This window comes from Pseudonocardia sp. ICBG1293, assembly GCF_020131355.1.
In the GTDB taxonomy this organism is placed as follows: domain Bacteria; phylum Actinomycetota; class Actinomycetes; order Mycobacteriales; family Pseudonocardiaceae; genus Pseudonocardia.
In genome coordinates, this window is sequence record NZ_JAHLEL010000038.1 from 912,303 (window position 1) to 939,100 (window position 26,798).

The window sequence follows — 26,798 nt, forward strand, 5'->3', positions numbered from 1 at the left end:
CATCGGGATCAGCGTCCGACGTTGCGCTGCAGGTGCGCCGGGTAGCGCTCGCCGGCCACCGCCGACGCCGGCGCGGCCGCCTCGATCTCGGCGAGCTCGTCGGCCGACAGCTCCAGCGAGGCGGCCTGCACGTTCTGCTCCAGGTAGCTCCGCCGCTTGGTCCCCGGGATCGGCACGACGTGCTCCCCGCGGCTCTGCACCCACGCCAGTGCCAGCTGCCCGGCCGTCACCCCGCGCCGTTGTGCGAGGGAGCGCAGGGCCTCGACGATCGCGAGGTTCGCGGCCAGGTTCTCGTCGGAGAACCGCGGCAGCCCGCGGCGCATGTCGCCCTCGCCGAGCTGGCCGGTCGAGGTGATCGCGCCGGTCAGGAAACCGCGCCCGAGCGGGGAGAAGGGCACGACGCCGACGCCCAGCTCGGCACACGTCGGCGCGACCGACTCCTCGATGCCGCGCGTCCACAGCGACCACTCCGACTGCACCGCGGCGGGCGGGTGCACCGCGTGCGCCCGCCGCACGGTGTCCGCGCCGCACTCGGAGAGGCCGTAGTGGCGGATCTTCCCCTCCTCGATCAGCCCGGCGAGCGCGCCGACGGTCTCCTCGATCGGGGTGTCCGGGTCGACGCGGTGCTGGTAGTAGAGGTCGATGTGGTCGACGCCCAGGCGGCGCAGCGACTCCTCGGCGCACCGCCGCACGTAGGCCGGGTCGCCCTGCGCCCCCTGGTTGCCCTGCGCGTCGCGCACGATGCCGAACTTCGTCGCCAGGACCACGCGGTCGCGGCGGTCGGCGATCGCGGCACCCACGAGTTCCTCGTTGGCGCCGTCGCCGTAGACGTTCGCGGTGTCGAGCAGGGTGACGCCCAGGTCGAGGGCGCGGTGGACGGTCGCGATCGACTCGGCGCGGTCCCCGGAGCCGTAGCTCTGGCTCATGCCCATGCAGCCCAGACCCTGGGCGGAGACGGTGAGGTCGCCGAGACGACGGGTGCCGAGGCTCATTCCGGTAGCCATGCCAACCAACCTAGACGCGGGCGGCCCCGGTCCGCAGCGGAGCGGACCGGGGCCGTCGTGCGTGCCGGGGGTCAGGGGATGCGGCGGACCGCCCCGGTGTCGGCGCTGGTCGCCATGTGGGCGTAGGCGCGCAGCGCCCTGGACACGACGCGCTGCCGGTCGACGGGCTGCCACGGCCGCTCGGAGGACTCCATCTTGGCGCGCCGGTCGGCGAGCTCCTCGGGGTCGACGAGCAGCTCCAGCGACCGGGCGCGGACGTCGAGCCGGATCCGGTCGCCGTTCTGCACCAGACCGATCGTGCCGCCGGCGGCCGCCTCGGGGGAGATGTGCCCGACCGAGATGCCCGACGAGCCGCCCGAGAAGCGGCCGTCGGTGATCAGGGCGCAGACCTTGCCCAGCCCGGCGCCCTTGAGGAACGCGGTCGGGTGCAGCATCTCCTGCATGCCCGGCCCGCCCGAGGGGCCCTCGTAGCGGATGACCAGCACGTCGCCGGGCTTGATCTCCTTCTTGAGGATCGCCGAGACGGCGTCCTCCTGGCTCTCCAGCACCACGGCCGGACCCTCGAACTCCCAGATGTCCTCCGGGATGCCCGCGGTCTTGATGACGGCGCCGTCGACCGAGAGGTTGCCGCGCAGCACGGCGAGGCCGCCGTCGGCGGAGTAGGCGTGCTCGAGGTCGCGGATGCAGCCGCCCGCGGCGTCGGTGTCCAGGCTCGACCAGCGGTTCTCCGTCGAGAACGCCTGCGTGGTCCGGACCCCGCCCGGCGCGGCGTGGTACAGCTCGACGGCGGTCTCCGACGGCGCCGAGGAGCGGATGTCCCACTCGGTCAGCCACTGCTCCAGCGACGGCGAGTGCACCGTGTGCACCCCGGTGTTCAGCAGCCCGGCCCGCCACAGCTCGCCCAGCAGGGCGGGGATGCCACCGGCCCGGTGGACGTCCTCCATGTGGTAGTCCGAGTTCGGGGCGACCTTGCTCAGGCACGGCACCCGCCGGGAGACCGCGTCGATCGCGGCGAGGTCGAAGTCGATCTCGCCCTCCTGGGCCGCGGCCAGGATGTGCAGCACCGTGTTCGTGGAGCCGCCCATCGCGACGTCGAGCGCCATCGCGTTCTCGAACGCCTCGCGGGTGGCGATGTTGCGGGGCAGCGCGGACGCGTCGTCGTCGCGGTACCAGCGGGTCGCCAGGTCCATCACGGTGCGCCCGGCGTTGAGGAAGAGCTCGCGGCGCGCGGCGTGGGTGGCGAGGGTGGAGCCGTTGCCCGGCAGCGAGAGCCCGAGCGCCTCGGTGAGGCAGTTCATCGAGTTGGCGGTGAACATCCCGGAGCAGGACCCGCAGGTCGGGCAGGCCGAGCGCTCGACCTCGGCCAGGCCGGCGTCGTCCACCTCGGACGACGCGGACGCCGAGATCGCGGTGATCAGGTCGGTGGGCGCCTGCGCGACGCCGCCGACGACGACCGCCTTGCCGGCCTCCATCGGCCCGCCGGAGACGAACACGGTCGGGATGTTGAGCCGCATCGCGGCGTTCAGCATCCCGGGCGTGATCTTGTCGCAGTTGGAGATGCAGACCAGGGCGTCGGCCGCGTGGCCGTTGACCATGTACTCCACCGCGTCGGCGATGATCTCGCGGCTGGGCAGCGAGTAGAGCATCCCGCCGTGGCCCATCGCGATGCCGTCGTCGACGGCGATCGTGTTGAACTCCTTGGCGACCCCGCCCGCCTCCTTGATCGCGCTCGCGACCAGGTCGCCCATGTCCTTGAGGTGCACGTGGCCGGGCACGAACTGGGTGTAGGAGTTGGCGATCGCGACGATCGGCTTGCCGAAGTCGTCGTCGCCCATGCCGGTCGCGCGCCAGAGCGAACGCGCTCCGGCGGCGTTGCGACCGTGGGTGGTGACGCGGGAACGCAGGGCGGGCATCGGTCTTCTCCAGCCGGGTCTTCCGTGGTGGTTCCTGGGGTGACCCCGGTGGGCGCGGCGCGGAGCGTGGTCGCGGGCCGCCCGGGGCGCGGCGCGACGGCGGCGGGGCGGGTCGCGTCCCGCCGGCCGGCGGGCCGATCGCCCGCAACCGTACGCCTCGCGACGGCCGTCAGTGGTCCTCGGCCCGGTCGGTCACCTCGGTCAGGGCGGCCGGGTCGGCGATGCGGCCGCCGCTGGCCACCGAGAGTGCGGGCAGGTCGCGTGCGTGCACCGCGGGCAGGACGAGGTCGTCGTCCTCGCCCAGCACCGCGCTGATCCGCGAGCGCGACCCGATCCGCAGGCCGCGCACGTCGTCCCAGTCCACGGTGCGGGAGGACAACGGGCCGCGCACGACCAGCGTCTCGGGGTCCACGGTGGTGCGGACCCGCAGGATCCAGGCGATCGCGGCCACCGGCACCACGAGCACGACCCAGAACCACGGCAGGCTGAACACCAGCGGTGTCGACCCTACGACCGCGACCAGGATCGCGAAGATGGTGAGCCGGCTGGGCTTGAACACCAACGCGCGCGAGCCCGCGCGGACCTTGCGGCCCTCGTCACGGACCTGCGGCGTCCAGGCCAGCTCGCTGTCCACCTGCTGGGACGCCGGCGGGGCCGCGGGCGGGGCGGCGGAGGCGTCGTCGGCGGGCGCGGCCGGGGTGGCTCGGTCGTCGGTGCTGCTCACGACCCCAGTGTGGCAAACACGGACGGTGTGACGACGGCCCGGACGGGTGGGGTCGTTTGACTCCGTCCGTGGGACGCGTGCTAGCGTCGATGCATGTTCGCCGTTCGAATTCTCGTACTTCTTGGGCGCGTCGTCGCCTGAGTTCGACCTTCTCGAACGACGACGCGCTCACCCTCGCAGCGCCCGGAGCACCGGGCGGCGGGGGTTTTTTCATGTCCAGCCCCATGTCCGGCATCTGATCGACACGATCTCCAGCGAGGCAGACCCAGATGACCACCGTCCCCGCCAGAACCGGCTCGTCCGGCCCGAAGCCGGGCCCGCCGCCCGGCCGGTCCGCGGCCTCCGGCACGTCCCGCAGCGCGGCCCCGGCACCCGGTGAGACCACCGTGCCCGGCCCGCGCATCGTGGACGAGCCCATGACCGGCGCCCAGTCCCTGGTGCGGTCGCTCGAGGAGATCGGCTGCGAGGTCGTCTTCGGGCTGCCCGGCGGGACGATCCTGCCCGCCTACGACCCGCTCCTGGACTCGACGAGGGTGCGCCACATCCTCGTCCGGCACGAGCAGGGCGCGGGACACGCCGCCACCGGGTACGCGCAGGCCACCGGCAAGGTCGGGGTCTGCATGGCGACGTCCGGTCCGGGGGCCACGAACCTGGTCACCCCGATCGCCGACGCCCACATGGACTCGGTGCCGCTGGTGGCCATCACGGGTCAGCAGACCCGGCCATTGATCGGCACCGACGCCTTCCAGGAGGCCGACATCACCGGCATCACCATGCCGGTGACCAAGCACAACATGCTGGTGACCGACGCGACGGAGATCCCGCGCGCGATCGCCGAGGCCTTCCACCTGGCGTCCACCGGCCGGCCCGGCCCGGTCCTGGTGGACATCCCGAAGGACGTGCTGCAGGAGCAGACCACGTTCTCCTGGCCCCCGGAGCTGAAGCTGCCCGGCTACCGGCCGACGACCCGGCTGCACGGCAAGCAGATCCGCGAGGCCGCCCGGCTGATCCGCGAGTCGGCCAAGCCGGTGCTCTACGTCGGCGGCGGCGTCCTGAAGGCCGAGGCCGCCGACGAGCTCAGGGAGCTCGCCGAGCTGACCGGGGCACCCGTCGTCACCACTCTGATGGCGCGCGGTGTGTTCCCCGACAGCCACGAGCTGCACCTGGGCATGCCGGGGATGCACGGCACCGTCGCGGCGGTCGCGGCGATGCAGCGCTCCGACCTGCTCGTCGCGCTCGGCTCCCGGTTCGACGACCGGGTCACCGGGAAGCTGGAGAGCTTCGCCCCCGGGGCGAAGATCATCCACGCCGACATCGACCCGGCCGAGATCTCCAAGAACCGCCGGGCGGACGTGCCGATCGTCGGGGACTGCAAGGAGGTTCTCGCCGACCTGGTCGAGGCCGTCCGCGCGGACCGCGCCGAGCACGGCGAGCCCGACCTGTCCGGCTGGTGGAAGCAGGTCGGCGGGCTGCGCGACCGCTACCCGCTCGGCTACGACGAGCCGACCGACGGCGCGCTGAGCCCGCAGTACGTGATCGAGCGGATCGGGGCCATCGCCGGGCCCGACGCGATCTACGCCGCGGGCGTCGGCCAGCACCAGATGTGGGCCGCGCAGTTCGTCAGGTACGAGAAGCCGCGGACCTGGCTGAACTCCGGCGGGCTCGGGACCATGGGCTACGCGGTCCCGGCCGCGATGGGCGCCAAGGTCGGCGAGCCGGACACCGTCGTCTGGTGCATCGACGGCGACGGCTGCTTCCAGATGACCAACCAGGAGCTCGCCACCTGCGCGATCGAGGGCATCCCGATCAAGGTCGCCGTCATCAACAACGGCAACCTGGGCATGGTCCGCCAGTGGCAGAACCTGTTCTACGGCGAGCGGTACTCCAACACCGACCTCAACACCCACAAGCTGCGCATCCCGGACTTCCCGATGCTCGCGCAGGCGATGGGCTGCGAGGGTCTGCGGGTCGAGTCCAAGTCCGACGTCGACCGGGTCATCCACCAGGCGATGGAGATCAACGACCGGCCGGTCGTCGTGGAGTTCGTCGTCGGTGCCGACGCCCAGGTGTGGCCGATGGTCGCCGCGGGGATGAGCAACGACGAGATCAACGTCCGGCGCGACATCCGGCCGGAGTTCGAGCACGACGAGCTGGCGGCCTCGGTCGACGCGGTCGCCGACGTCACCGAGCAGGCCCTGGAGGGCGAGAAGTGAGCGAGCTCCACACCCTCTCGGTCCTGGTCGAGGACAAGCCGGGTGTCCTGGCCCGGGTCTCCGGGCTGTTCTCCCGGCGCGGGTTCAACATCAACTCCCTCGCCGTGGGGCCGACCGAGCACCCCGACGTGTCCCGGATGACGATCGTCGTCGAGGTGGACGAGCTCCCGATGGAGCAGGTCACCAAGCAGCTCAACAAGCTGGTGCACGTCATCAAGATCGTCGAGCTGGAGCCCGACGCGTCGGTGCAGCGTGAGCTGCTGCTGGTGAAGGTGCGGGCCGACGCCACCGTGCGCAGCCAGGTCGTCGAGACCGTCCAGCTGTTCCGCGCCAAGGTGGTCGACGTCTCCCCGGAGGCGCTGACCGTCGAGGCCACCGGGTCGTCCGACAAGCTCACCGCGCTCCTGCGCATGCTGGAGCCCTACGGGATCCGCGAGATGGTGAAGTCCGGGATGGTAGCCGTCGGTCGCGGCCCCCGGTCCATCACCGCCGCGGCCGTCCGTTAGACAGACCGCGTAGTCCAGCTACACACCCCCTGAGAGGAACCGTCCCAGAGCCATGAGTGTCAACATCTACTACGACGCCGACGCCGACCTGTCGATCATCCAGGGCCGCAAGGTCGCCGTGATCGGCTACGGCTCCCAGGGGCACGCGCACTCGCTGTCGCTGCGCGACTCCGGGGTCGAGGTGAAGATCGGTCTGCCCGAGGGCTCGAAGTCCCGGCAGAAGGCGGCCGACGAGGGTCTCGAGGTCGGCACGCCGGCCGAGGTGTCCGCCTGGGCCGACCTGATCATGGTCCTGGCGCCGGACACCAAGCAGCGCTTCATCTACACCCAGGACATCGAGCCCAACCTGAAGGACGGCGACGCGCTGTTCTTCGGCCACGGCTTCAACATCCGCTTCGACCTGATCAAGCCGCCGGCGAACGTCGACGTCGCCATGGTCGCCCCGAAGGGCCCGGGCCACCTGGTCCGCCGCCAGTTCGTCGACGGCAAGGGCGTCCCGGCCCTGATCGCCGTCGAGCAGGACGCCTCGGGCAACGCCAAGGCCCTCGCGCTCTCCTACGCGGCCGGGATCGGCGGCGCCCGCGCGGGCGTCATCGAGACCACCTTCACCGAGGAGACCGAGACCGACCTGTTCGGTGAGCAGGCCGTCCTCTGCGGCGGTGCCGCGGCGCTGGTCCAGACCGGCTTCGAGGTGCTGACCGAGGCGGGCTACGCCCCGGAGATCGCCTACTTCGAGTGCCTGCACGAGCTCAAGCTGATCGTCGACCTCATGTACGAGGGCGGCATCGCCAACGAGCGCTTCTCCATCTCCGACACCGCCGAGTACGGCGACCTCACCCGCGGCCCGCGCGTCATCACGCCGGCGGTGAAGGAGGAGATGAAGAAGATCCTGGGCGAGATCCAGGACGGCACCTTCGCCCGCGAGTGGGTCGCCGAGGACGAGGCAGGCCGCGCGAACTACACCAAGCTGCAGCAGCAGGGCGCCGAGCACCCGATCGAGCAGGTCGGCGAGAAGCTCCGCGGCCTGATGAGCTGGGTCGGCGAGAAGGCCAAGTGATCCACTGCCGGACGCGTCCGGCAGGATGAATCGCGCGGGCCCCAGACGGCCCGCGAATGCCCGGGCCCGGACGCACCCCTCCGGACCGGGCGACGTGGAACCCCCGTACCGGCGACACCGGGCGGGGGTTTCGCGCGTCCGGGTGCCGTGCGACGACCCGTCCGCCCGATCCGGTCCACGACGGCCCCCGCGGTCCTAGGATGGTCGACGTTCGCGCACCGACCTCGGGGAGCACTCGCACACCGTGAGCACCGCAGCCACCGACCACCGTCCCGTCGTCCTGCTCGCGGAGACGCTCGCGCCCTCCGCCGTCGAGCTGCTCGGCGACGGCGTCGAGATCCGTCACGTCGACGGCACCGACCGCCCCGCGCTGCTGGCGGCGCTCGCCGACGCCGACGCGCTGCTGGTCCGGTCCGCCACCCTGGTCGACGCCGAGGCGCTCGCCGCGGCGGGCCGGCTCACGGTCGTCGCGCGCGCCGGGGTCGGCCTGGACAACGTCGACGTCGCCGCGGCCACCGCGCGCGGGGTGATGGTCGTGAACGCGCCCACCTCGAACATCGTCTCCGCCGCCGAGCACGCCGTCGCGCTGCTGCTCGCGACGGCACGTCACATCCCGGCCGCGGACGCGGCGCTGCGCGCCGGGGCGTGGAAGCGCTCGGCCTACGGCGGCGTGGAGCTGAACGGCAAGACCGCAGGCATCGTCGGACTCGGGAAGATCGGGCAGCTGGTCGCGCAGCGCCTCGCCGCCTTCGGCATGACGCTGGTCGCCTACGACCCCTACATCGCGCCGTCGCGCGCGGCGCAGCTCGGCATCGAGCTGCTGGGCCTCGACGACCTGCTCCGCACCGCGGACATGATCACCGTGCACCTGCCGAGGACCCCGGAGACCCTGGGGCTCATCGGCAAGGACCAGCTGGCGCTGACCAGGCCGGGGGTGCTCGTCGTCAACGCCGCCCGTGGCGGCCTGGTCGACGAGGACGCCCTCGCCGAGGCCGTCCGCTCCGGGCACGTCGGGGGCGCCGGCATCGACGTCTACGTCACCGAGCCGACCACCTCCAGCCCGCTGTTCGAGCTGGAGAACGTCGTCGTCACCCCGCACCTGGGCGCCTCCACCGTGGAGGCGCAGGACCGCGCCGGGACCGACGTGGCCCGCTCGGTGCAGCTGGCCCTGGCCGGGGAGTTCGTGCCGGACGCGGTCAACGTGCAGATCCACGGCGCGGTCGGGGAGGAGGTCCGCCCCTGGCTGCCGCTGGTGCAGAAGCTCGGCACCACGTTGCACGCCGTCGCCGGGCGCACCCCGACCTCGGTCACCGTCGACGTGGCGGGCGAGCTCGCCACCGAGGACGTCCAGGTCCTGGGCCTGGCCGCGCTGCGCGGGGTGTTCACCCACGTCGTCGAGGACCAGGTGACGTTCGTGAACGTGCCCCAGCTCGCCGAGGAGCGCGGGGTCGGCGTCGAGATCACGACCTCCCCGGAGAGCGCCAACCACCGCAGCGTCGTCCAGCTGCGCGGCGCCATGCCCGACGGCGACAAGATCACCGTGTCCGGCACCCTCACCGGCCGTGCCGAGGTGGAGAAGCTCGTCGAGATCAACGGCAGGCACTTCGACCTGCGCGCGGAGGGCGACGTCGTACTGCTGGAGTACGCCGACCGTCCCGGCGTGATGGGCCGGGTCGGGTCGCTGCTGGGGGAGGCCGCGATCAACATCGAGGCCGCCCAGATCTCGCAGACCACCGACGGGACCGACGCGATCATGCTGCTGCGGGTGGACCGCCGGATCGACCCGGCGGTGCTGGAGCCGATCGGCGCCTCGGTCGGCGCCCGCACGATCCGGCTCATCTCCTTCGACGACTGAGCGACCGCCGGGGCCGTCCCGCACCCCGGGAAACGGCTGCGCGCAACGGGGTGGTCGTGGGATCCTGGCGGCTCGGTACGAGCGGAGGGCACCCGGTGAGCTGGCTGCGGGCACTGGTGATGGCGGGCACGGCGGTCGGCGTCGCGTGCCTGGTGCTGCTCGGCGTCGGTTTCGTCACCGGGCTGTCGCTGACCGTGCCCTACGTCGTGTCGGTGATGGCGATCGTGACCGGACCGCCGTCGGCGACGATGACGGTCGGCCCCGGCATGCTCGTGGTCCTCGCCGCGCTCGTCGCGCTGATCGAGGCCCCCGGCCGGGTGCGCGCCCGCCGGGCGCTGCTGCGTCCGGGGCACTGAACCCGGCCGGCGGGCCGGGGCTCAGCCGCGCGGGCTCCAGCCCAGCGCCGGGCCCAGCGCGCCCGCGATGTCGGTGACGATCTGGACGTAGTCGTCGTGCGGGAAGCCGAACGGCAGCGCGAACACCGCCTCGTCGACCTCGCGGAACCCGGCGTCGTCCCACAGCCGTTCGGCGATCTCGGCGGCGGTGCCGACCAGGTCGGGGGCGAAGAGCAGCCCGGCCGGGCCCTGCGGGACGCCGACCCGGGCGTCGCGCTCGCGGGCGTAGGCGGCGTAGCGCTCGCGCTGGGCGGGCGTGGCGGAGTCGGTCGGGACGACGACGAGCCCCTGCGACACCCGTCCCGTCGGGTGTGCCTCCCGGTAGGCCCGGATCTGACGGGACTGGACCGCGGCGAAGTCGGTCTCGCCGCCGCTGCGCACCACGCTGCTGGTCAGCAGGTTGAGCCCCTGCTCCGCGGCCCAGACGGCCGAGGAGTCGCTGCCCGCGCCGTACCACATGCGCCCGGCCAGACCGGGGGAGTGCGGCTGCACCCGCTCGGAGAACGACTCGATCCCGACCGTCCCGGAGAAGGTGCTCGCCCGCTCACCGCGCACCAGCCGCAGCAGCCGCGACACCCGCTCGCGGCCGAAGTCCTCGACGTCGGCGGTGTCCGGGTAGAGCGCGTCCCGCACGTGCTCCCACTGCATCGGCGGCCCGACCGAGATCCCCGGGTTCAACCGGCCGCCGGAGAGCACGTCGACCGTCGCCAGGTCCTCGGCGAGGCGCAGCGGGTTCTCCCAGCCCAGGGGGATCACGGCCGTACCGAGCTCGATCCGGGAGGTCCGCTGGGGCGCCGCGGCGAGCACCGCGACCGGTGAGGAGATGCCGAACTGCAGATGGCGGTGCCGGACGAAGGCCGAGTCGAAGCCGAGCCGTTCGCCGAGGACGATCATCTCCAGCGTGGTCTCGTGTCCGGGGCGGGGGTCGTCGCCGTCGAACGAGCCGATGGTGAGGAAGCCGAGGCTGCGCAGCGGGCGGTCGGGCGTGGGCACGTCGGGGGCAACGACGCCGCAGGCGTGCTTCTTCCCCCCGCGTCATCCGGACGGGTGACGACGACCGCGGCCGTCCCACCCCTCGGGACGCGCCGACGTCCCCGGAACGGCCGCGTGTCGCGGGTACTCCGACCGCGTGCGGCGCACGTGTCACCCGGACGGGACCACCCCACCGGGTGGCCGAACGATGACCCTGCGTCGGCAGGCGGTAGCGTGCGGCCAGCATCACGATGAGAGGACGAGGTCATGCGCCTTGCGGTCATCCCCGGTGACGGCATCGGCCCGGAAGTGATCAACGAGGCACTCAAGGTCCTGGGCGAGGTCGCCCGCGACGTCGAGACGACCGAGTACGACCTCGGCGCCGCCCGCTGGCACTCGACGGGCGAGCTGCTCCCGGAGACGGTGCTGACCGAGATCAAGCAGCACGACGCGATCCTGCTGGGTGCCGTCGGCGACCCGTCGGTGCCCAGCGGCATCCTCGAGCGCGGCCTGCTCCTGCGTCTGCGCTTCGAGCTCGACCACCACGTGAACCTGCGCCCCGCGCGGCTCTACCCGGGAGTGCGTGGCCCGTTGGCCGGCAACCCGGAGATCGACCTGGTGGTCGTGCGCGAGGGGACCGAGGGTCCTTACGTCGGCACCGGCGGCCTGCTCCGCAAGGACACCCCGCACGAGATCGCGACCGAGGTCAGCCAGAACACCGCGTTCGGCATCGACCGCCTGGTGCGCGACGCGTTCGCGCGTGCCCAGCGCCGCCCGCGGAAGCACCTGACGCTGGTGCACAAGACCAACGTCCTCACCTTCGCCGGGGCGCTGTGGTCGCGGATCGTGGAGGAGGTGTCGCTGGAGTACCCCGAGGTGTCGGTGGCCTACCAGCACGTCGACTCGACCACGATCCACCTGGTCACCGACCCGGGCCGGTACGACGTCATCGTCACCGACAACCTGTTCGGCGACATCCTGACCGACCTGGCCGCCGCGGTCACCGGTGGCATCGGCCTCGCCGCCAGCGGCAACATCGACGCCAGCCGCGCCAACCCGTCGATGTTCGAGCCGGTGCACGGCTCGGCCCCGGACATCGCGGGCCAGGGCATCGCCGACCCGACGGCCGCGGTGCTGTCGGTCGCGCTGCTGCTCGACCACATGGGCGACCGCGACTCGGCCCGCCGCATCGAGGCGGCGGTGGCGTTCGACCTGGCGACCCGCGACCACGCGGCCACCGGCAACACCTCGTCGATCGGGGACCGGCTCGCCGCGCTGGTGTCGAGCCGCGAGGTCGCCACCAACTGACGCGGTACGGGTGGCCGCCGGTCCCCGGCGGCCACCCACCGGCTCAGACCTGGTTCGACGGCCCGGTCAGCAGCGTGACACCCGCGCCGGCGAAGTTCTCGAGGTCGGCGACGGCGGCCTGGCCCTCGGCCCCGCCCATCCCGGCCTGGAACGCCGCCGCGTCCGGGAACTCCAGCACGGCCACGAGATGGTACGGCGGCGTCGCGCCGTCCGGCCCGGTCGCCGGGCGGGACACGGTGAACCGGGCCACTCCGGGGATCTTCTTCGCCAGCGGGGCGTGCACCCCGTCGTAGTGCCTGTCGAACGCGGCGACGTCCTCGGGGTGGTTGTACAGGGCGGTCAGCTGGAACACGGGGTCCCCTCCTGGTGCATCGTCGTGCGGCGCCTCGCTGCGCCGCGGCACCTTCCACCCTGGCCCATCCGGTCGTGCCGTGCACTACCCGTCGGGGCGGATCGGTGCGGCTGGCTAGGCTGGCCCCACCATGAGTACTCCAGCCCAGGTCCGGGTGCGGTTCTCCCCGTCGCCCACCGGTACCCCGCACGTCGGCCTCATCCGCACCGCCCTGTTCAACTGGGCCCACGCCCGCCACCACGGCGGGGCGCTGGTGTTCCGGATCGAGGACACCGACGCCTCCCGCGACTCCGACGAGTCCTACCGGTCCCTGCTCGACGCGCTGGAGTGGCTCGGCCTCGACTGGGACGAGGGCGTCGAGAAGGGCGGTCCGCACGGGCCGTACCGGCAGAGCGAGCGCGGCGAGGTCTACGCCGACGCCCTGCGCCGGCTGATCGACGGCGGCGAGGTCTACGAGTCCTTCTCCGGCGCCGAGGAGATCGAGGCCCGGCACCGCGCCGCCGGCCGCGACCCGAAGCTCGGTTACGACAACGCCGACCGCGACCTCACCGACGAGCAGCGCGCCGCGTTCCGCGCCGAGGGCCGGACACCGGTCTACCGGCTGCGGATGCCCGACCACGACATCACCTTCACCGACCTCGTCCGCGGGGAGATCACCTTCCGGGCGGGTCAGGTGCCCGACTTCGTGCTCGCCCGCGGCGACGGCACCCCGCTCTACCCGCTGACCAACCCGGTCGACGACGCGCTGATGGAGATCACGCACGTGCTGCGCGGGGAGGACCTGCTGGCCTCCACCCCGCGTCAGATCGCGCTGCTGGAGGCGCTGGCCCGGGTCGGCATCGGGAACGGCCCGTTCACCTACGCCCACCTCCCGCTGGTCACCGGTGAGGGCAACCGCAAGCTCTCGAAGCGCGACCCGCAGTCGAACCTGTTCCACTACCGCGACCGCGGCTTCGTCCCCGAGGGGCTGCTGAACTACCTCGCGCTGCTCGGCTGGTCGATCGCCGAGGACCGCGACGTGTTCTCCCTCGAGGAGATGGTCGCCGCCTTCGACGTGTCCCGGGTGTCGAGCAACGCCGCCCGGTTCGACCTGAAGAAGGCCGAGGCGATCAACGCCGCGCACCTGCGTCTGCTCGCCCCCGACGACTTCGCCGGGCGCGTGCTGCCGTACCTGGCGGCCGAGGGGATCGCCGATCCGGACCGGACGGTGCTCGCCGCCGCCGCACCGCTGGTGCAGGAGCGCAGCCAGGTCCTGTCCGACGCGGCCCGGATGCTGGCCTTCCTGTTCCGCGACGAGGAGTCCTTCACCCCCGACGACGACGCGGCCGCGAAGAACCTGGGCGCCGACGCCGCTCCGGTGCTGGAGGCGGCCGTCGCCGGGCTGACGGACCTGCCGGAGTGGTCGGCCGCCGCCATCGAGGAGTCGCTCAGGACCTCGCTCGTGGACGGCCTGGAGCTCAAGCCGCGGAAGGCCTTCGCACCCGTCCGCGTCGCGATCAGCGGCCGGACCGTGTCCCCGCCGCTGTACGAGAGCATGGAGCTGCTCGGCCGTGAGCGGTCGCTCGCCCGCCTGGGGGCCGGTGTCCGACGCTCCCGGAGCATGGGTTAGAGTACCTACATCAACGGAGAGCGGGCCTCGCTCCGGAACGGGGCCCGCTTTTCGATGGGGTATGGTGTAATTGGCAGCACGACTGATTCTGGTTCAGTTAGTCTAGGTTCGAGTCCTGGTACCCCAGCGGAAATCGCAAATTCCTCGGAATGGTCGGTTTCTGACAATCGGCACGGTCTGGTCCAGGTCCCGTCGTCTAGCGGCCTAGGACGCCGCCCTCTCAAGGCGGTAGCGCGGGTTCAAATCCCGTCGGGACTACTCCACGAAGGCCCCGCTCTCCGGAGCGGGGCCTTCGTCGTGTCAGCGGTGGGCCGCGCCGAGCAGCCCGGGGAGCCGGTCGGTCGTGGTGACCAGGGCCTGGGAGGGGAACACCGTGGACAGCAGGACGTCGTGCACGTCGGCCCGCGGGTCGGCGCAGGCGTCGCCGAAGACGACGACGCGGAAGTCCCGGTCCGCGGCCTCGCGCACCGTGGTGAGCACCACCCCGCTGGTCGACAGCCCGGCGAGCACCACGGTGGTGACACCTGCCGCACGCAGCCGCGCGTCGAGGTCGGTGGTGGAGAACGCCCCCACCCGCGACTTGCGGACCACGACGTCCCCCGGCTCCGGGGCGACCCGCGGGTCGAAGGCGGCGCCCGGGTGGTCGGGGTGCATCGACCCGGCGGGTCGCGCGGCCACCGCCCGGCCGAACACGCTGTGCGCCGGGGCCGCGGCCGCCTCGTCGTCGGTCAGGGCGACGCGCACGTGCCCCACCAGGGCGCCCGCGGCCCGGGCGGTGGCGACGGCGCGCGCGGCGGCGTCGACCGGTGCCGGGTGCCCGCTGCGCTCGGCCACCGCGTCGACGATCGAGCGCTGGTAGTCCATGACGAGCACCACGGTGCGGGTGGGATCGAGCTGGTCGGTCACGACGGTGCTCCTTCCGGTCCGGCGAGCCGGGCCAGTGAACGGTCGGCGAGGGTGAGCAGGACGAACAGCGTCGAGGCGACGAGCATCACCGTGGCGAGGACGGGCAGGCCGTCGCCCGCCGTGCCGCCGCCGAAGGCGATCCCGCCCGCGGCGGAGGCGGCGATGGCACCCAGGTAGAAGAAGGTGCGCATCAGCCCGGCCGAGGACGCGACCCGCTCCGGGTCGGCCTGCCGGTAGACCGCGTTCTGCACGGCGAGGTTGTTCAGGCCCTGCGGCAGCCCGGCGAGCAGCGCGACCACGACGATGACCCAGACCGGGCTGGCCGGCCCGAGGGCGAACAGCAGTGCGGCGAGCAGTACCTGGGCCGCCCCGCCGACGAGCAGCTTGCCCCGGATCGCGCGCCGCCTGCCGGTCAGCGCGGTCACCCCGATCCCGGTGACGAAGATCGGCAGCAGGACCAGCCCGGCCGTCGCCGGGCTCAGCCCGCGACCCTGCTCCAGCCACTGGGTGAAGCCGTACAGCACGCAGTAGGAGACGGTCGCGGTGAGCACCGCGCGGACGAAGGTCAGCAGCAGCGGCACGTTCCCGCCGAGCACCCGCAGGTCCAGGAACGGCTCGGGGGTCCGCAGCTCGCGTACCACCAGTCCCGTCCCGGCGGCCACGGCCACCAGCGCGGGGGCGACCGCGCCGGCGTCGGGGTGCAGCAGGGCGAGCAGCAGCGCGACGGCGGTGACCGCGAACAGCACGATCCCCGGCGGGTCGACCCGGCGCAGCGCAGCCCGCACCCCCCCGGTGGGTGACCGGGGTACGGGGGAGTCGCAGCGCGCCGAGCGCCAGGCACAGCAGGGCCAGCGGGATGTTCACCACGAACACCGCCCGCCAGCCCGCGACCCCGAGGAGCAGCCCGCCCAGGCTCGGCCCGACGACGGCGATCGTCGACGTCGCGATCGACAGCACCGTCAGCACGCCCTCCGGGCTGTCGGTGCCGGTGCGGTCGGCCTCGCCGCGGATCAGCGCCATCGCCGCCGGATAGCCCGCGCACGTCCCGAGCCCGATGACGACCCGCGCCGCGACCAGCCACCAGACGTCCGGGGCGAGCGCACCCAGGACCCCGCCGACGCCGACCAGCACGGCACCGACCAGGTAGAGCGGGCGCGGCCCGTAGAGGTCGACCAGTCGCCCGGTGACGGGCTGGCCGACCGCGGTCGCGAGGTAGAGGCCGGACACCAGCCAGGCCGTCTCGGTCGCGGGGGCGCCGAGGGCGAGCCCGATCGGCACCAGCGCGACCGCGATCAGCGAGGAGTTCACCGGGTTCAGCACGGCCCCGCCGATCATGGGGAGGAGCAGCCGGCGGTCGAAGGTGGACGGGCCGGTGCGGTGGCCCCGGTGCAGCATCACCGCTCGGTCACCCGCTCCAGCAGCCGCATGGCCTCGTCGACGGTGCGCAGCTCGTCGTCGCGGAGCCGGTCGGCGAGCACGCCCGCGAGCCAGTCCTCGCCGGCGGACCGGGCGTCGGCGGTGAACCGGCGACCGAGTTCGGTGGCCGAGACGATCTGCCGGCGTCCGTCGGACGGGTCCGGGCGGCGCTCGACCAGGCCCCGCTCCTCCAGCGCGGCGATCGACATCGCGACCGACTGCGGGCGGACGCCCTCGGCGGCCGCGAGCGCGGCCGCGGTGCTGGGGCCACCGCGGTCGAGACGGCCGAGCAGTGCGGTCTGCGACGCCGTCAGCTGGTCGCGGTCGTAGTGCTCGCGCATCCGGCGGCGCAGCCGGCCGACGCCGATCCGGACCGCGCGGGCGGTGGCCGCGGCGGTGGCCCCGGTCGTTGGTTGCGTCATGCAACCCACGATAGGTCGACAGTCCGGATTCATCAACCCGGACTGTCGACCTGTCGGTCGTCTCAGGTGCCGGGCGGGACCGGGTTCCCCTCCGGCGGGTTGGGCGTCGAGCTGTCCGGCGGAGGCGGCGTCGAGGACGACGAGGACGTCGAGCTCGGGGGCGGCGGAGCGGAGGTCGTCGTGGTCACGACCGGTGGCGGCGCGGGGGCGGGGGCGTCGGTCGTCGTCGGGACGACCTCGGTCGGCCGGTCCCGGGTCCGTTCCGGCTCACGCACCGGCTCCTGGTCGACGGTCGTCGGGGGCGGGGCCTGGGTCGTCGTCGGGATCGCCGGCAGCTCGGGGGTCGCATTGCTGATCGTGCGGTCCTGTGGCCAGAAGAACACCGTGCCCAGCACGGCCAGTGCCGCGACGACCCCACCCGCGCCGATCAGCACGGCGGGGGAGCGGCGGGCGGTCGTCGGCTCGGGGGCGACGGTGGTCTCGCCGTCGTCGTAGCCCCCGTACCCGCCGTAGCCGTGCACGGCGGTCTGGTCGTAGCCGATCGGTGGCACGGCGGGGAACCGGTCGGTGGGCGGGTCCGCGCGGGCACCCTCGAGGTAGGCGGTGCGGTCCCCGTCGAGCCGGGTCGTGCCGCCGGTCGGCATCCGGTCGGTGACCGGGTCGGGGTTCTCCCACGGCAGCGGGCCGGGGTCGGGGGCCAGCGCGGGGCCGCTGCTCGCGGACACGGCGCCGAACCCGCCCGAGCCGGTGCCGGGCACCGGGTCGGCCGGGCCGAGCGCGACGACGGCGCCCTTCGCGATGGTGTTCTTCGGGTCCGCGTCGACCTGCACGGGACGCCCGAGCCCGGAGGAGACCAGCTCGGCCACCAGCGGGACCCGCGAGGAGCCGCCGACGAGCAGCACCACCGACGGCCCGGAGGCGGCCAGGCCGGCCGAGGCGATCGCACGCTGCAGCGCCTCGACCGACTCCTCCAGCCGCGGCCGGATGCGCTCCTCGAAGTCGCTGCGGTGCAGTCGCACCGTCGTGCGGACCTCGCCGAGCCACACCGGGATCGAGACCTCGGTGTCCGACGACAGGCTCTCCTTGGCCTCGCGGCAGTCGCGGCGCAGCCGTGCCATCGCGGATAGGACGTTCGGGTCGGTCTCGTCGAGCCCCTCGAACGCGGCGGGCACGGCGTCGCGCACGTGGTCGACGACGGCCTGGTCGAAGTCCGCCCCGCCCAGCTGCTCCACGCCCTCGGGCCGCCCGAGCAGCGTGAAGCCGCCGCCCGCGGCCTCCTTGCGGACGACGGCGGCGTCGAACGTCCCGCCGCCCAGGTCGTAGACGGCGACGGTCGCGCCCGGCTCGACCCGCTCGTTCGTCGCGTAGTGCAGCGCAGCGGCCTGCGGCTCGGTGAGGAAGGTGACGGTCAGCCCGCGCTCGGCCAGTGCCGCGGCGAACAGGTCGCACTTGTGGCTGCCCCAGGACGCCGGGTGGGTCACCGCGATGCGGTCGGGGACGCCGCCCTCGGTGCGGGCGACGACGTCGACGACGTGCTCGGCCAGCAGCGCGGACAGCTGCTCGGGGGCGAAGGACCGCTCGCCCAGCGGGATGGGCGTCGGGTCGCCGATGCGCCGCTTGAACTCGCGCGCGACGCGGTCCGGCTCGGTCAGCGCACGGCGCTCGGCGGCGTCGCCGAAGAGCAGGCTCCCGTCCGGCGCCACGTACACCACGGACGGAATGTCGACCGAGTGGTCACCCAGCGTGACCATCTCGACGGTGCCGGAGCCGATGACCGCGGCCGCCGTGCGCGTGGTGCCGACGTCGATGCCCAGCAGATAACCCATCGTCTCCCCGGTGTGCCGACCATGTCCGAAGGGCCCGGCCCGGTGCCGGACCACCACACGGTAGTGGAGCCGGTCGTCGCGACCTCGACCGACTGGGTCCCACCGGAGCGGCCGGGCCCGGCCCCGGCCGCGGGACGAGCGGGGCGCACGGCACGCGGGGCCGGATCCCGAGCGGGGCCGCCGGCGGCCCTACGCGAGACGGTGCTGCAGGGCGTCCGCGGCGGCGAGCAGGTCGGCGGCCCAGCGGACCCCCGGCCGGCGGCCGATGCGGTCCACCGGCCCGGACACCGAGACCGCGGCGACGACCTGGCCCGCCGCGTCGCGCACCGGGGCGGACACCGATGCCACGCCGGCCTCGCGTTCGGCCACGCTCTGTGCCCAGCCGCGACGGCGGACGTCGACGAGCACCCGCTCGGAGAAGCTCGCGTCGGCGAGGATCAGGCGCTGGGTGGCCGGGTCGCACCACGCGGCGAGCACCTTCGCCCCGGATCCCGCGGTCATCGGCAACCGGGAGCCGACGGGCACGGTGTCGCGCAGGCCGGACGGCGGCTCGGCGTGCGCGATGCAGATGCGGTGGATCCCGTCGCGCCGGTAGAGCTGCACGCTCTCGCCGGTGATGTCGCGCAGGCGCGGCAGGACCGCGGCCGCGGCGTCCAGCAGCGGGTCCGGCCGCCCGCCCGCGAGCTGACCGAGGGTGGGGCCGGGGTGCCAGCGCCCGTCCGGGGTGCGCAGCAGCATCCCGTGCGCCTCGAGCCCGACGGCGAGCCGGTGCGCCGTGGCCCGGGGCAGGCCCGTGCGCTCACAGAGCTCCGCCAGGCCACACGGTCCCTCCGCCGTCGCCCGGAGAACCCCCACGGCCTTGTCGAGCACGCCGATCCCGCTAGTGTTGCGGTAACTAGGTTACTTTACTCACGGGCTGGTTTACGGGATCATGAGCTGTGCCGTTGACTGTGACCGTGGACGTTCCGGCCGCCGACCGCGAGGTGTTGGAGTCCTGGCTGCGTTCCTCGTCGGTTTCGGCGGGACTGGCCCGACGGGGCAGGATCGTGTTGCTGGCCGCGGACGGGGTGGCGGTCAAGGACATCGTCACACTGGTCGGGGCGTCGAAGGCGACGGTGATCGGGTGGAAGAAGCGTTACGCCGCTGAGGGGATCGCCGGGCTGGCCGACCGGCCCAAGGCGGGCCGGCCGCCGGTGATCGACGAGGTCGCGGTCGTGCTCGCCACGCTGGAACCGCCGCCTGAGCGGCTCGGAGTCACGCACTGGTCGTCACGGCTGCTCGGTGCCGAGCTCGGGATCTCCCACGTGTGGATCGGCAAGATTTGGCGGCGGTGGGGGCTGCAGCCGTGGAAGTCCGAGACGTTCAAGTTCTCCACCGATCCCGAGCTCGAAGCCAAGGTCCGCGACATCGTCGGGTTGTATCTGAACCCGCCGGACAAGGCCGTCGTGCTCTGCGTCGACGAGAAATCCCAGGTCCAGGCCCTGGACCGGACAGCGCCGATCCTGCCGATCATGCCCGGTATCCCGGAGAAACGGACGCATGACTACGTCCGTCACGGCACCACCACGCTGTTCGCGGCGTTAGAGGTCGCGACCGGGCGGGTCGAGCAGGCGTGCCTGCCGCGGCATCGCCATCAGGAGTTCCTGCGGTTCCTCAAGCAGGTCGCGAAGGCCTACCCGCGGCGCAAGCTGCACCTGGTGGTGGACAACTACGCGACCCACAAGCACCCCGCAGTGAAGGCCTGGCTGGCCCGCAACCCGCGGATCACCCTGCACTTCACCCCGACCTCGGGATCGTGGCTGAACATGGTCGAGGTCTTTTTCGGGGTCATCACCCGCCAGGCCATTCGCCGTGGCAGCTTCGGCAGCGTCAGAGAACTGATCGGCGCGATCGGCCGGTTCATCGACGGCTGGAACGAACGCTGCCACCCGTTCATCTGGACCAAACCCGCAGACCACCTACTCAACCACTGCCGACCCGGTCAAAGAACATCGTTTACGCGACACTAGACTGTCCCACGTTCCGATACTAAAGAGCGCCCGGCAAATGAGGTCGTGGGGGTGTCGTTGCAGGTAGAGGCACGGACCCTCCAGGCGACCATCAGGACATCAGCAATCCCATGATCACTTGCAGGTCCGTGCCTCTACCTGCAACGACACCCCCACGACCTCATTTGCCGGGCGCTCTAACTTCCCACGATCTGGGAAGTCCACCGCGATCAGATCACAGAGGAGGCGGGCGTGACCACCGCAGAGAAGCCGCGCACGCTGGCCGAGAAGGTCTGGGACCGGCACCTCGTCCGCAAGGGCGAGGGCGACGAGCCCGACCTGCTCTACATCGACCTGCACCTGGTGCACGAGGTCACGAGCCCGCAGGCGTTCGACGGGCTCCGGCTCGCCGGCCGTCCGGTCCGCCGGACGGACCTCACCATCGCGACCGAGGACCACAACGTCCCGACCCTCGACGTGCTCTCCCCGATCGCCGACGAGGTCTCGCGTACCCAGGTGGAGACCCTACGCCGCAACTGTGCGGAGTTCGGTGTCCGGCTGTACCCGATGAACGACCCCGAGCAGGGGATCGTGCACGTGGTCGGCCCGCAGCTGGGGCTGACCCAGCCCGGCACCACGGTGGTCTGCGGTGACTCCCACACCTCCACCCACGGCGCGTTCGGCGCGATGGCGTTCGGCATCGGGACCTCCGAGGTCGAGCACGTGCTCGCCACCCAGACGCTGCCGCTCAAGCCGTTCCGCACCATGGCGATCGAGGTGACCAGCGCCGACGGCACACTGCGCCCGGGCGTCACCTCCAAGGACGTCATCCTCGCGGTGATCGCGAGGATCGGCACCGGTGGCGGTCAGGGCCACGTGCTGGAGTACCGGGGCAACGTCATCGAGAACCTCTCGATGGAGGCCCGGATGACGATCTGCAACATGTCCATCGAGGCCGGTGCCCGGGCGGGCATGATCGCCCCCGACGAGACGACCTTCGCCTACCTGGAGGGGCGCGACCACGCCCCCACCGGCGACGACTGGGACGCCGCGGTCTCCGACTGGCGGACCCTGCGCACCGACGACGGCGCCGAGTTCGACCGGGTCGTGCACATCGACGCCGACGCGCTCACCCCGTTCGTCACCTGGGGCACCAACCCCGGCCAGGGGCTGCCCCTGGGCGAGTCCGTGCCGGACCCGGCCGCCATCACCGACGACGGCGAGCGCGCCGCCGTGGAGAAGGCGCTGTCCTACATGGGCCTGACCGGCGGGACCCCGCTGCGTGAGGTGCCCGTGGACGCGGTGTTCGTCGGATCCTGTACCAACGGCCGGATCGAGGACCTCCGCTCGGTCGCCGAGATCCTGAACGGGCGCTCGGTCGCGAAGGGCGTGCGGATGCTCGTCGTCCCGGGGTCGATGCGGGTCCGGTTCCAGGCCGAGGAGGAGGGTCTGGACACGGTCTTCCTCGACGCCGGCGCGGAGTGGCGCTCGGCGGGCTGCTCGATGTGCCTGGGCATGAACCCCGACCAGCTCGCGCCCGGCGAGCGCTGCGCGTCCACCTCGAACCGCAACTTCGAGGGGCGCCAGGGCAAGGGTGGTCGCACCCACCTCGTCTCGCCGCTGGTCGCCGCCGCGACCGCCGTGCGCGGCACCCTGTCGAGCCCCGAAGACCTGGACTGAAGGAGTACCTGGGCTGATGGACAAGTTCGAGACCCACACCGGGATCGGCGTGCCGATGCGCCTGTCCAACGTGGACACCGATCAGATCATCCCGGCCGTCTACCTCAAGCGGGTCACCCGCACCGGCTTCGAGGACGGGCTGTTCTCGGCCTGGCGCCAGGACCCGTCGTTCGTGCTCAACACCGAGCCCTACGACCGCGGGTCGGTGCTCGTCGCCGGGCCGGACTTCGGGACCGGCTCCTCGCGCGAGCACGCCGTCTGGGCGCTGATGGACTACGGCTTCCGCGTCGTCATCTCGTCGCGGTTCGCCGACATCTTCCGCGGCAACTCGGCGAAGGCCGGGCTGGTCGCCGCCGAGGTCGCCCAGCCCGACGTCGAGCTGATCTGGAAGAAGCTGGAGAACGAGCCGGGTACGCGGATCACCGTGGACCTCGGCGAGAAGACCGTGCAGGCCGGTGACCTCACCGTGCCGTTCCAGATCGACGACTACGCCCGGTGGCGGCTGCGTGAGGGTCTCGACGACATCGGGCTCACGTTGCGGCACGAGGAGGCGATCACCGCGTTCGAGGGAACCCGGCCCGCCCGGATGCCCCGCACGACGGTCTGACCCGACACGGGTGGTCACCGTCGTCCGACAGATGTCGCGGTGATCACTCGTTCGGACCTGTACTGATGGAGGGTATGCGACCCGGAACCCCCTGCCGGATCTGGTGCGCGGCAGGGACGCAGCCTTACCTTTCGTGACCATGAACAAGGCTCAGCTCGTCGATGCGCTGACCGCCCGGCTCGGAGACCGTCGCGCCGCCTCGGCGGCCGTCGACGCGATGGTCGAGGTCGTCGTGGACGCCGTCGGCCGCGGCGAGACCGTCACCCTGACCGGGTTCGGGGTGTTCGAGCCGCGGCGACGTGCTCCGCGCACCGCCCGCAACCCGCGCACCGGGGAGACGGTGCCGGTCGGCGAGACGGTGGTGCCGTCGTTCCGGCCCGGTGCGGCGTTCAAGGAGCGGGTCGCCGCCAGCGAGGCCGCCGCCGCCAACGCGACCAGTGCCCCCCGCCGCGCCGAGCGGGCCGCGACGGCCGACGGTCGCAGCACTGCGCCCCGCGAGACCGTCCCGCCGGAGACCGCTGCTCCGGCCGCGCCGGCGAAGAAGCCGGCTGCCTCGGCGAAGAAGCCGGCCCGACGAAAGGCTGCTGCGGAGAAGTAGCCGCTCGGCGCATCCGCTGCCCTGTGCTCACCGCCCAGCAAGGCCGACGAGCGCATCGATCAGTACATGAGCGCTGTTCCCCCGGGTGCGGACAGCGTTGGTGTATTGATCGACGGTGTCCGCCGGTGGGCGCCCCGGGGCTCAGAAGCGGCCCGCCAGGTGTCGCGGCGTATGCCCGCGTCCCGCCCCGCGAGCACTCCACCCCCTCCGCGGGCCTCGTCCCACTCGCACCCGGTCCGCGCCCGGACTTCTCACGCGTCGATCAGTACATGAGCGCTGCCCGCACCCGTGTGGACAGCGCTCATGCACTGATCGACGGAGCCTGGACGAGCGGGACATCGGTGGGGCGGGCGGGACGGGGCGGGGAGGCGGTCGGCGTCGGGAGGACGTCGCGCGGGGAGTCGCCGGGATCGGTGGCGCGACGCCGGTGCGGGTCAGCGGGAGGCGAGGTGAGCCCGCTGGATGAGCAGGGCGTGGACCGTTCGGACGGTGCGACGGGCATTGCGGGTGAGGCCGTCGGCGGTGATCCGGAGGGTCTGCCATCCCAGCGCCGCGGTGCGGGTGTCGCGGACGCGGTCGAGCGGGTCGTCGTGCTGGGCGCCGTCGTACTCGATCGCGAGCAGGGCGTCGGGGTAGGCGAGGTCGAACCGCACCCAGGGGCGGCCCCGGCCGTCGTACAGCGGGAACTGGACCTGCGGGACCGGGAGCCCGGAGAGCACGAGCAACAGCCGTAGCCGGGTCTCGGGCGGGGACTCCGCCCGCGGGTCGGAGAGTGCGACCACCCGGTCCAGCCGGGCCGAGCCCCGCACGTGCGGGTACAGCGACCGCAGGACCAGCAGATCGGCGGGGTCGAAGCCGGGGCAGGGCGCCGTCATCCGGGACAGCTTCCGCTGCTCGGGTGCCGGCGTGCCCCGCACCCGGACGAACACCGGCCGGTCCCGTCCCCGGGCGGCGAGCGTGTCGAGGGCGACGACGGCGTCGACGATCTCGAGCCGCCGGCACAGCTCCCACGCCGTGGCACGGGGCGAGGTGACCCGGACGCCGTCGCAGAGACCGGGTTCGAGCGGTGTGCCCTGGTGGGCGAGCAGGTCCGGGCGGGGCCGGATGCGCCGTGGCGCGACGAGCTCGGCGGGCGCCGTCCAGGGCCCGCAGGACGCGCCGAGGATCTCGGCCGCCGACCAGGCCGACGCCGCGCCGAGGGGGCCGGCGTAGACCGATGCGGCCCGGGCCCGGAGCACCGGTGTCAGGGGGACCGCGGCGGACACGTACACGTCGGGGAACAGACGCACGAACCGTGGCCCGCGCAGCCGCGCGGGCGTGACGATCCCGCGCGCGACGGCCTCCGACCCCCGGAACGGCTCCTCCACCCGCGCACCCTGCACCCCCGCCGACGCCCGCCGGGCCGGAACCGGCGCGCCCGTTCGCGATCGCACACTCCGCCGCCGGGAGGGCACTCCGCAGGACCTCGTTCGATCAGTGCATCAGTGCTGCCGGCCCGGGGCCGAACAGCCCTCAGGTACTGATCGAGGAGCGGTCCGGGCACGGGCCGGGGCCACCGGTGGCGGGTGCGCGTGCGGGTGCGAGGGGGAGCGGCGGGGAGCGCGGGGAGTAGCGGGGTGCGGGAGCGCGGGGAGTAGCGGGGTGCGGGGTGCGGGGTGCGGCGGGGAGTGGCGGGGTGCGGGGAGTGGCGGGGTGCGGGGAGTGAGGCGGGAGGTGCGGGACGGCGCGGCGGATCAGGCCGGCGGGCGGCGGTAGTAGTCGGCGGACAGCAGCCCGCCCGCGGCGTCGAACCCGAGCACCCAGGTGCTGGCCTTGTGCGAGGGCAGGTCCGGGTCGGCGGAGCGGCCGGTGGCGGCGAGCAGGTGCCCGACGACGTCCGGGATCACCCCGCCCTGGCTGCACAGCAGTGTCACGCCCGGCTGCGCCGCCAGCTCGCGGAAGCGCCGCAGACCCGTGGCGGGGGAGACCCAGTAGCCGTGCTCACCGAGCAGCGGCTCCACGTCCGGCTCGCCCGCGCCGTTCGTCCGCGCGTACGGCTCGATGGTCTGGCTGCACCGCAGCGGCGGTGCGGTCGCGAGCCGGTCCGGGCCGAACCGGGCGAGGAACTCCGCGAGGCGGTCGGCCTGGGTGAACCCGGTGCCGGACAGGGGGCGCAGGTCGTCGTCGCCCTCCCAGGCGGCCCGGCTGCCCGCCTTGGCGTGCCGCACGAGCACCACCGTCGACGACGGCGGCCCCACCCGGTCGAGCCGGTCCAGCAGGTCCGCGTCGGTGGGCCGGGTGAGCAGCGCCGCGGCCTCCTCCCGGGACAGCCACCGCAGGTCGTCGGTCTCGTCGGTCACGGTGAAGCCGTGGTCGCGGACCACCTCGGCGGCCCAGTAGTGCACGACCTTGTGCCCCCTGCCGGGCACCGAGTAGGCGGTGTGACCGAGCCGGGCGCCGAGGCGGCACTCCAGGTGTGTGCCTCCTCGGCGGTCTCGCGCAGTGCGGTCAGCGTCAACGCCTCGCCCGGGTCCTGGTGCCCCTTGGGCCAGGACCAGTCGTCGTAGCGGGGGCGGTGGACCAGCGCCACCTCGAGGGTGCCGTCGTCGGCGTGGCGCCACGGCACCGTGCCGGCCGCGACGACGTCGGCGATCCCCGCCGGGTCGACCTCGGCGCCGTCGGTCCGGAGCTGCTCGGAGAGCATCAGTCCTCGCTGCTGCCGCGGCGGGAGTTCATCATCTCGACCTGGTGGTCGCGCACCCGGACGTTCGCCGACCCCGGAGCCGGCGACGGCGACCACGTGCCGTCCGGCCCGAGCGTCCAGCAGCGCGTCGCCGGGTCCAGGCAGGACTCGAACATCGCGCCGAGCTGGTCGGCGAGCTTCGGGTCGGCCACCCGCAGCATCACCTCGACCCGGCGGTCCAGGTTGCGGTGCATCATGTCCGCCGAGCCGATCCAGTACTCGTCGGCCGAGCCGAAGTGCAGCACGCGGGAGTGCTCCAGGAACGGCCCCAGGATCGACCGGACCGTGATGTTCTCGCTCAGCCCCGGTCGTCCGGGGACGATCGCGCAGATGCCGCGCACCACGATGTCGACCGGCACCCCGGCCTGCGACGCCCGGTAGCAGGCGTCGATGATCGCCTCGTCGACCAGCGAGTTCGCCTTGATCTGCACCCGGGCGCCGGACTCCCCGGACAGGTGGGCCTCGATCTCGTCGTCGATCCGCCGGACGATGCCGCGGCGGATCCCGTAGGGCGCCACCAGGAGGCTGCGGTAGGAGGTCTGGCGCGAGTAGCCGGTGAGCGAGTTGAACAGGTCGGTGAGGTCCGCGCCGATGGTCGGGTCGGCGGTGAGCACGCCGACGTCCTCGTAGAGCCGCGCGGTCTTCGGGTTGTAGTTGCCGGTGCCGATGTGGCAGTAGCGGCGGATCTCCGAGCCCTCCTGGCGCACGACCAGGCAGGTCTTGCA

At 73.0% G+C, this 26,798-nt stretch carries 24 protein-coding genes, 2 tRNA genes and 2 pseudogenes; 13 read left to right on the forward strand and 15 right to left on the reverse strand.

Annotated features, from left to right (window positions below; genetic code table 11):
• Positions 1–8: 8 nt before the first annotated feature.
• The 3 genes from KPF47_RS17990 to KPF47_RS18000 all read right to left on the reverse strand — a co-directional run bounded on the left by KPF47_RS17990 (position 9) and on the right by KPF47_RS18000 (position 3,641).
• Complete coding sequence (locus tag KPF47_RS17990; RefSeq protein ID WP_224389892.1) at positions 9–1,004, reverse strand: aldo/keto reductase; 996 nt, start codon at positions 1,002–1,004, stop codon at positions 9–11.
• A gap of 71 nt (positions 1,005–1,075) precedes the next feature.
• Complete coding sequence (gene ilvD / locus KPF47_RS17995) at positions 1,076–2,917, reverse strand: dihydroxy-acid dehydratase (protein ID WP_224389893.1); 1,842 nt, start codon at positions 2,915–2,917, stop codon at positions 1,076–1,078.
• A gap of 169 nt (positions 2,918–3,086) precedes the next feature.
• Complete coding sequence (locus KPF47_RS18000) at positions 3,087–3,641, reverse strand: PH domain-containing protein (RefSeq protein WP_224389894.1); 555 nt, start codon at positions 3,639–3,641, stop codon at positions 3,087–3,089.
• A gap of 269 nt (positions 3,642–3,910) precedes the next feature.
• Here KPF47_RS18000 and KPF47_RS18005 point away from each other — a divergent pair, with 269 nt between their 5' ends.
• The 5 genes from KPF47_RS18005 to KPF47_RS18025 all read left to right on the forward strand — a co-directional run bounded on the left by KPF47_RS18005 (position 3,911) and on the right by KPF47_RS18025 (position 9,628).
• Positions 3,911–5,854, forward strand: coding sequence for an acetolactate synthase large subunit (locus KPF47_RS18005; RefSeq protein WP_224389895.1), 1,944 nt, complete (start codon positions 3,911–3,913; stop codon positions 5,852–5,854).
• Positions 5,851–6,360, forward strand: coding sequence for an acetolactate synthase small subunit (gene ilvN, locus KPF47_RS18010; RefSeq protein ID WP_224389896.1), 510 nt, complete (start codon positions 5,851–5,853; stop codon positions 6,358–6,360). Before KPF47_RS18005 ends, ilvN begins: the two co-directional genes overlap by 4 nt.
• A 52-nt stretch (positions 6,361–6,412) precedes the next feature.
• Positions 6,413–7,417 carry a ketol-acid reductoisomerase gene (gene ilvC, locus KPF47_RS18015; RefSeq protein ID WP_224389897.1) on the forward strand — a complete coding sequence of 335 codons (1,005 nt, stop codon included), beginning with the start codon at positions 6,413–6,415 and terminating at the stop codon, positions 7,415–7,417.
• A gap of 244 nt (positions 7,418–7,661) precedes the next feature.
• On the forward strand, positions 7,662–9,272 hold the full coding sequence (serA, locus tag KPF47_RS18020; protein WP_224389898.1) for a phosphoglycerate dehydrogenase: 1,611 nt from the start codon (positions 7,662–7,664) through the stop codon (positions 9,270–9,272).
• Between the two features lie 95 nt (positions 9,273–9,367).
• Positions 9,368–9,628, forward strand: coding sequence for a hypothetical protein (locus tag KPF47_RS18025; RefSeq protein ID WP_224389899.1), 261 nt, complete (start codon positions 9,368–9,370; stop codon positions 9,626–9,628).
• 21 nt (positions 9,629–9,649) lie between these two features.
• Here the strand turns inward: KPF47_RS18025 and KPF47_RS18030 are convergent, their stop codons facing one another.
• Positions 9,650–10,660, reverse strand: a complete 1,011-nt coding sequence (locus KPF47_RS18030) for an LLM class flavin-dependent oxidoreductase (protein WP_224389900.1) — start codon at positions 10,658–10,660, stop codon at positions 9,650–9,652.
• Between the two features lie 246 nt (positions 10,661–10,906).
• On the opposite strand from KPF47_RS18030, the gene KPF47_RS18035 reads away from it, so the two are divergent.
• Entirely contained in the window at positions 10,907–11,947 is a 1,041-nt protein-coding gene (locus KPF47_RS18035) for a 3-isopropylmalate dehydrogenase (RefSeq protein WP_224389901.1), read from the forward strand.
• Between the two features lie 43 nt (positions 11,948–11,990).
• Here KPF47_RS18035 and KPF47_RS18040 read toward each other — a convergent pair whose 3' ends face one another.
• Positions 11,991–12,299, reverse strand: a complete 309-nt coding sequence (locus tag KPF47_RS18040) for an EthD family reductase (protein WP_224389902.1) — start codon at positions 12,297–12,299, stop codon at positions 11,991–11,993.
• A 130-nt stretch (positions 12,300–12,429) separates the two neighbouring features.
• On the opposite strand from KPF47_RS18040, the gene gltX reads away from it, so the two are divergent.
• The 3 genes from gltX to KPF47_RS18055 all read left to right on the forward strand — a co-directional run bounded on the left by gltX (position 12,430) and on the right by KPF47_RS18055 (position 14,166).
• Entirely contained in the window at positions 12,430–13,908 is a 1,479-nt protein-coding gene (gene gltX, locus KPF47_RS18045; RefSeq protein ID WP_224389903.1) for a glutamate--tRNA ligase, read from the forward strand.
• A gap of 55 nt (positions 13,909–13,963) precedes the next feature.
• Positions 13,964–14,035 (forward strand) — tRNA-Gln (locus tag KPF47_RS18050).
• A gap of 58 nt (positions 14,036–14,093) precedes the next feature.
• Positions 14,094–14,166: transfer RNA gene (locus KPF47_RS18055), tRNA-Glu, on the forward strand.
• Between the two features lie 42 nt (positions 14,167–14,208).
• Here KPF47_RS18055 and KPF47_RS18060 read toward each other — a convergent pair.
• The 6 genes and pseudogenes from KPF47_RS18060 to KPF47_RS18085 form a co-directional block, all read right to left on the reverse strand.
• A complete protein-coding gene (locus tag KPF47_RS18060; RefSeq protein WP_224389958.1) occupies positions 14,209–14,814 on the reverse strand; it encodes a cysteine hydrolase in 606 nt (201 codons plus the stop codon).
• On the reverse strand, positions 14,811–15,599 hold the full coding sequence (locus KPF47_RS40200; RefSeq protein WP_224389904.1) for an MFS transporter: 789 nt from the start codon (positions 15,597–15,599) through the stop codon (positions 14,811–14,813). The genes KPF47_RS18060 and KPF47_RS40200 overlap by 4 nt, the downstream gene beginning before the upstream one ends.
• A gap of 58 nt (positions 15,600–15,657) precedes the next feature.
• A pseudogene (locus KPF47_RS18070) lies at positions 15,658–16,209 on the reverse strand (MFS transporter); the annotation flags it as partial.
• Positions 16,209–16,652 (reverse strand): MarR family winged helix-turn-helix transcriptional regulator, encoded by a 444-nt coding sequence (locus tag KPF47_RS39720; protein ID WP_305080436.1) that lies wholly within the window; start codon positions 16,650–16,652, stop codon positions 16,209–16,211. The pseudogene KPF47_RS18070 and the gene KPF47_RS39720, both read right to left, overlap by 1 nt.
• Before the next feature lie 62 nt (positions 16,653–16,714).
• Positions 16,715–18,478, reverse strand: coding sequence for an Hsp70 family protein (locus KPF47_RS18080; RefSeq protein ID WP_224389905.1), 1,764 nt, complete (start codon positions 18,476–18,478; stop codon positions 16,715–16,717).
• A 189-nt stretch (positions 18,479–18,667) separates the two neighbouring features.
• Positions 18,668–19,354, reverse strand: a complete 687-nt coding sequence (locus KPF47_RS18085; protein ID WP_224389959.1) for an IclR family transcriptional regulator — start codon at positions 19,352–19,354, stop codon at positions 18,668–18,670.
• Between the two features lie 68 nt (positions 19,355–19,422).
• Here KPF47_RS18085 and KPF47_RS18090 point away from each other — a divergent pair, with 68 nt between their 5' ends.
• The 4 genes from KPF47_RS18090 to KPF47_RS18105 all read left to right on the forward strand — a co-directional run bounded on the left by KPF47_RS18090 (position 19,423) and on the right by KPF47_RS18105 (position 23,351).
• Positions 19,423–20,487, forward strand: coding sequence for an IS630 family transposase (locus tag KPF47_RS18090; protein WP_255658826.1), 1,065 nt, complete (start codon positions 19,423–19,425; stop codon positions 20,485–20,487).
• A 231-nt stretch (positions 20,488–20,718) separates the two neighbouring features.
• A complete protein-coding gene (gene leuC / locus KPF47_RS18095) occupies positions 20,719–22,146 on the forward strand; it encodes a 3-isopropylmalate dehydratase large subunit (protein WP_224386220.1) in 1,428 nt (475 codons plus the stop codon).
• A gap of 16 nt (positions 22,147–22,162) precedes the next feature.
• Positions 22,163–22,753 carry a 3-isopropylmalate dehydratase small subunit gene (leuD, locus tag KPF47_RS18100; RefSeq protein WP_224389906.1) on the forward strand — a complete coding sequence of 197 codons (591 nt, stop codon included), beginning with the start codon at positions 22,163–22,165 and terminating at the stop codon, positions 22,751–22,753.
• Between the two features lie 139 nt (positions 22,754–22,892).
• Positions 22,893–23,351: an HU family DNA-binding protein gene (locus KPF47_RS18105; protein ID WP_224386221.1), complete on the forward strand. Its 459-nt coding sequence runs from the start codon at positions 22,893–22,895 to the stop codon at positions 23,349–23,351.
• Positions 23,352–23,785: 434 nt separating this feature from the next.
• Here KPF47_RS18105 and KPF47_RS18110 read toward each other — a convergent pair whose 3' ends face one another.
• From KPF47_RS18110 to KPF47_RS18125, 4 genes and pseudogenes are all read right to left on the reverse strand, one after another.
• Positions 23,786–24,718, reverse strand: coding sequence for an endonuclease domain-containing protein (locus KPF47_RS18110; protein ID WP_224386222.1), 933 nt, complete (start codon positions 24,716–24,718; stop codon positions 23,786–23,788).
• Positions 24,719–25,084: 366 nt separating this feature from the next.
• A complete protein-coding gene (locus tag KPF47_RS40205) occupies positions 25,085–25,735 on the reverse strand; it encodes a histidine phosphatase family protein (protein ID WP_224389907.1) in 651 nt (216 codons plus the stop codon).
• On the reverse strand, positions 25,687–26,034 hold the full coding sequence (locus KPF47_RS18120; protein WP_224389908.1) for an NUDIX domain-containing protein: 348 nt from the start codon (positions 26,032–26,034) through the stop codon (positions 25,687–25,689). The genes KPF47_RS40205 and KPF47_RS18120 overlap by 49 nt, the downstream gene beginning before the upstream one ends.
• Positions 26,034–26,798: pseudogene (locus tag KPF47_RS18125) on the reverse strand (RNA degradosome polyphosphate kinase); the annotation flags it as partial. The gene KPF47_RS18120 and the pseudogene KPF47_RS18125, both read right to left, overlap by 1 nt.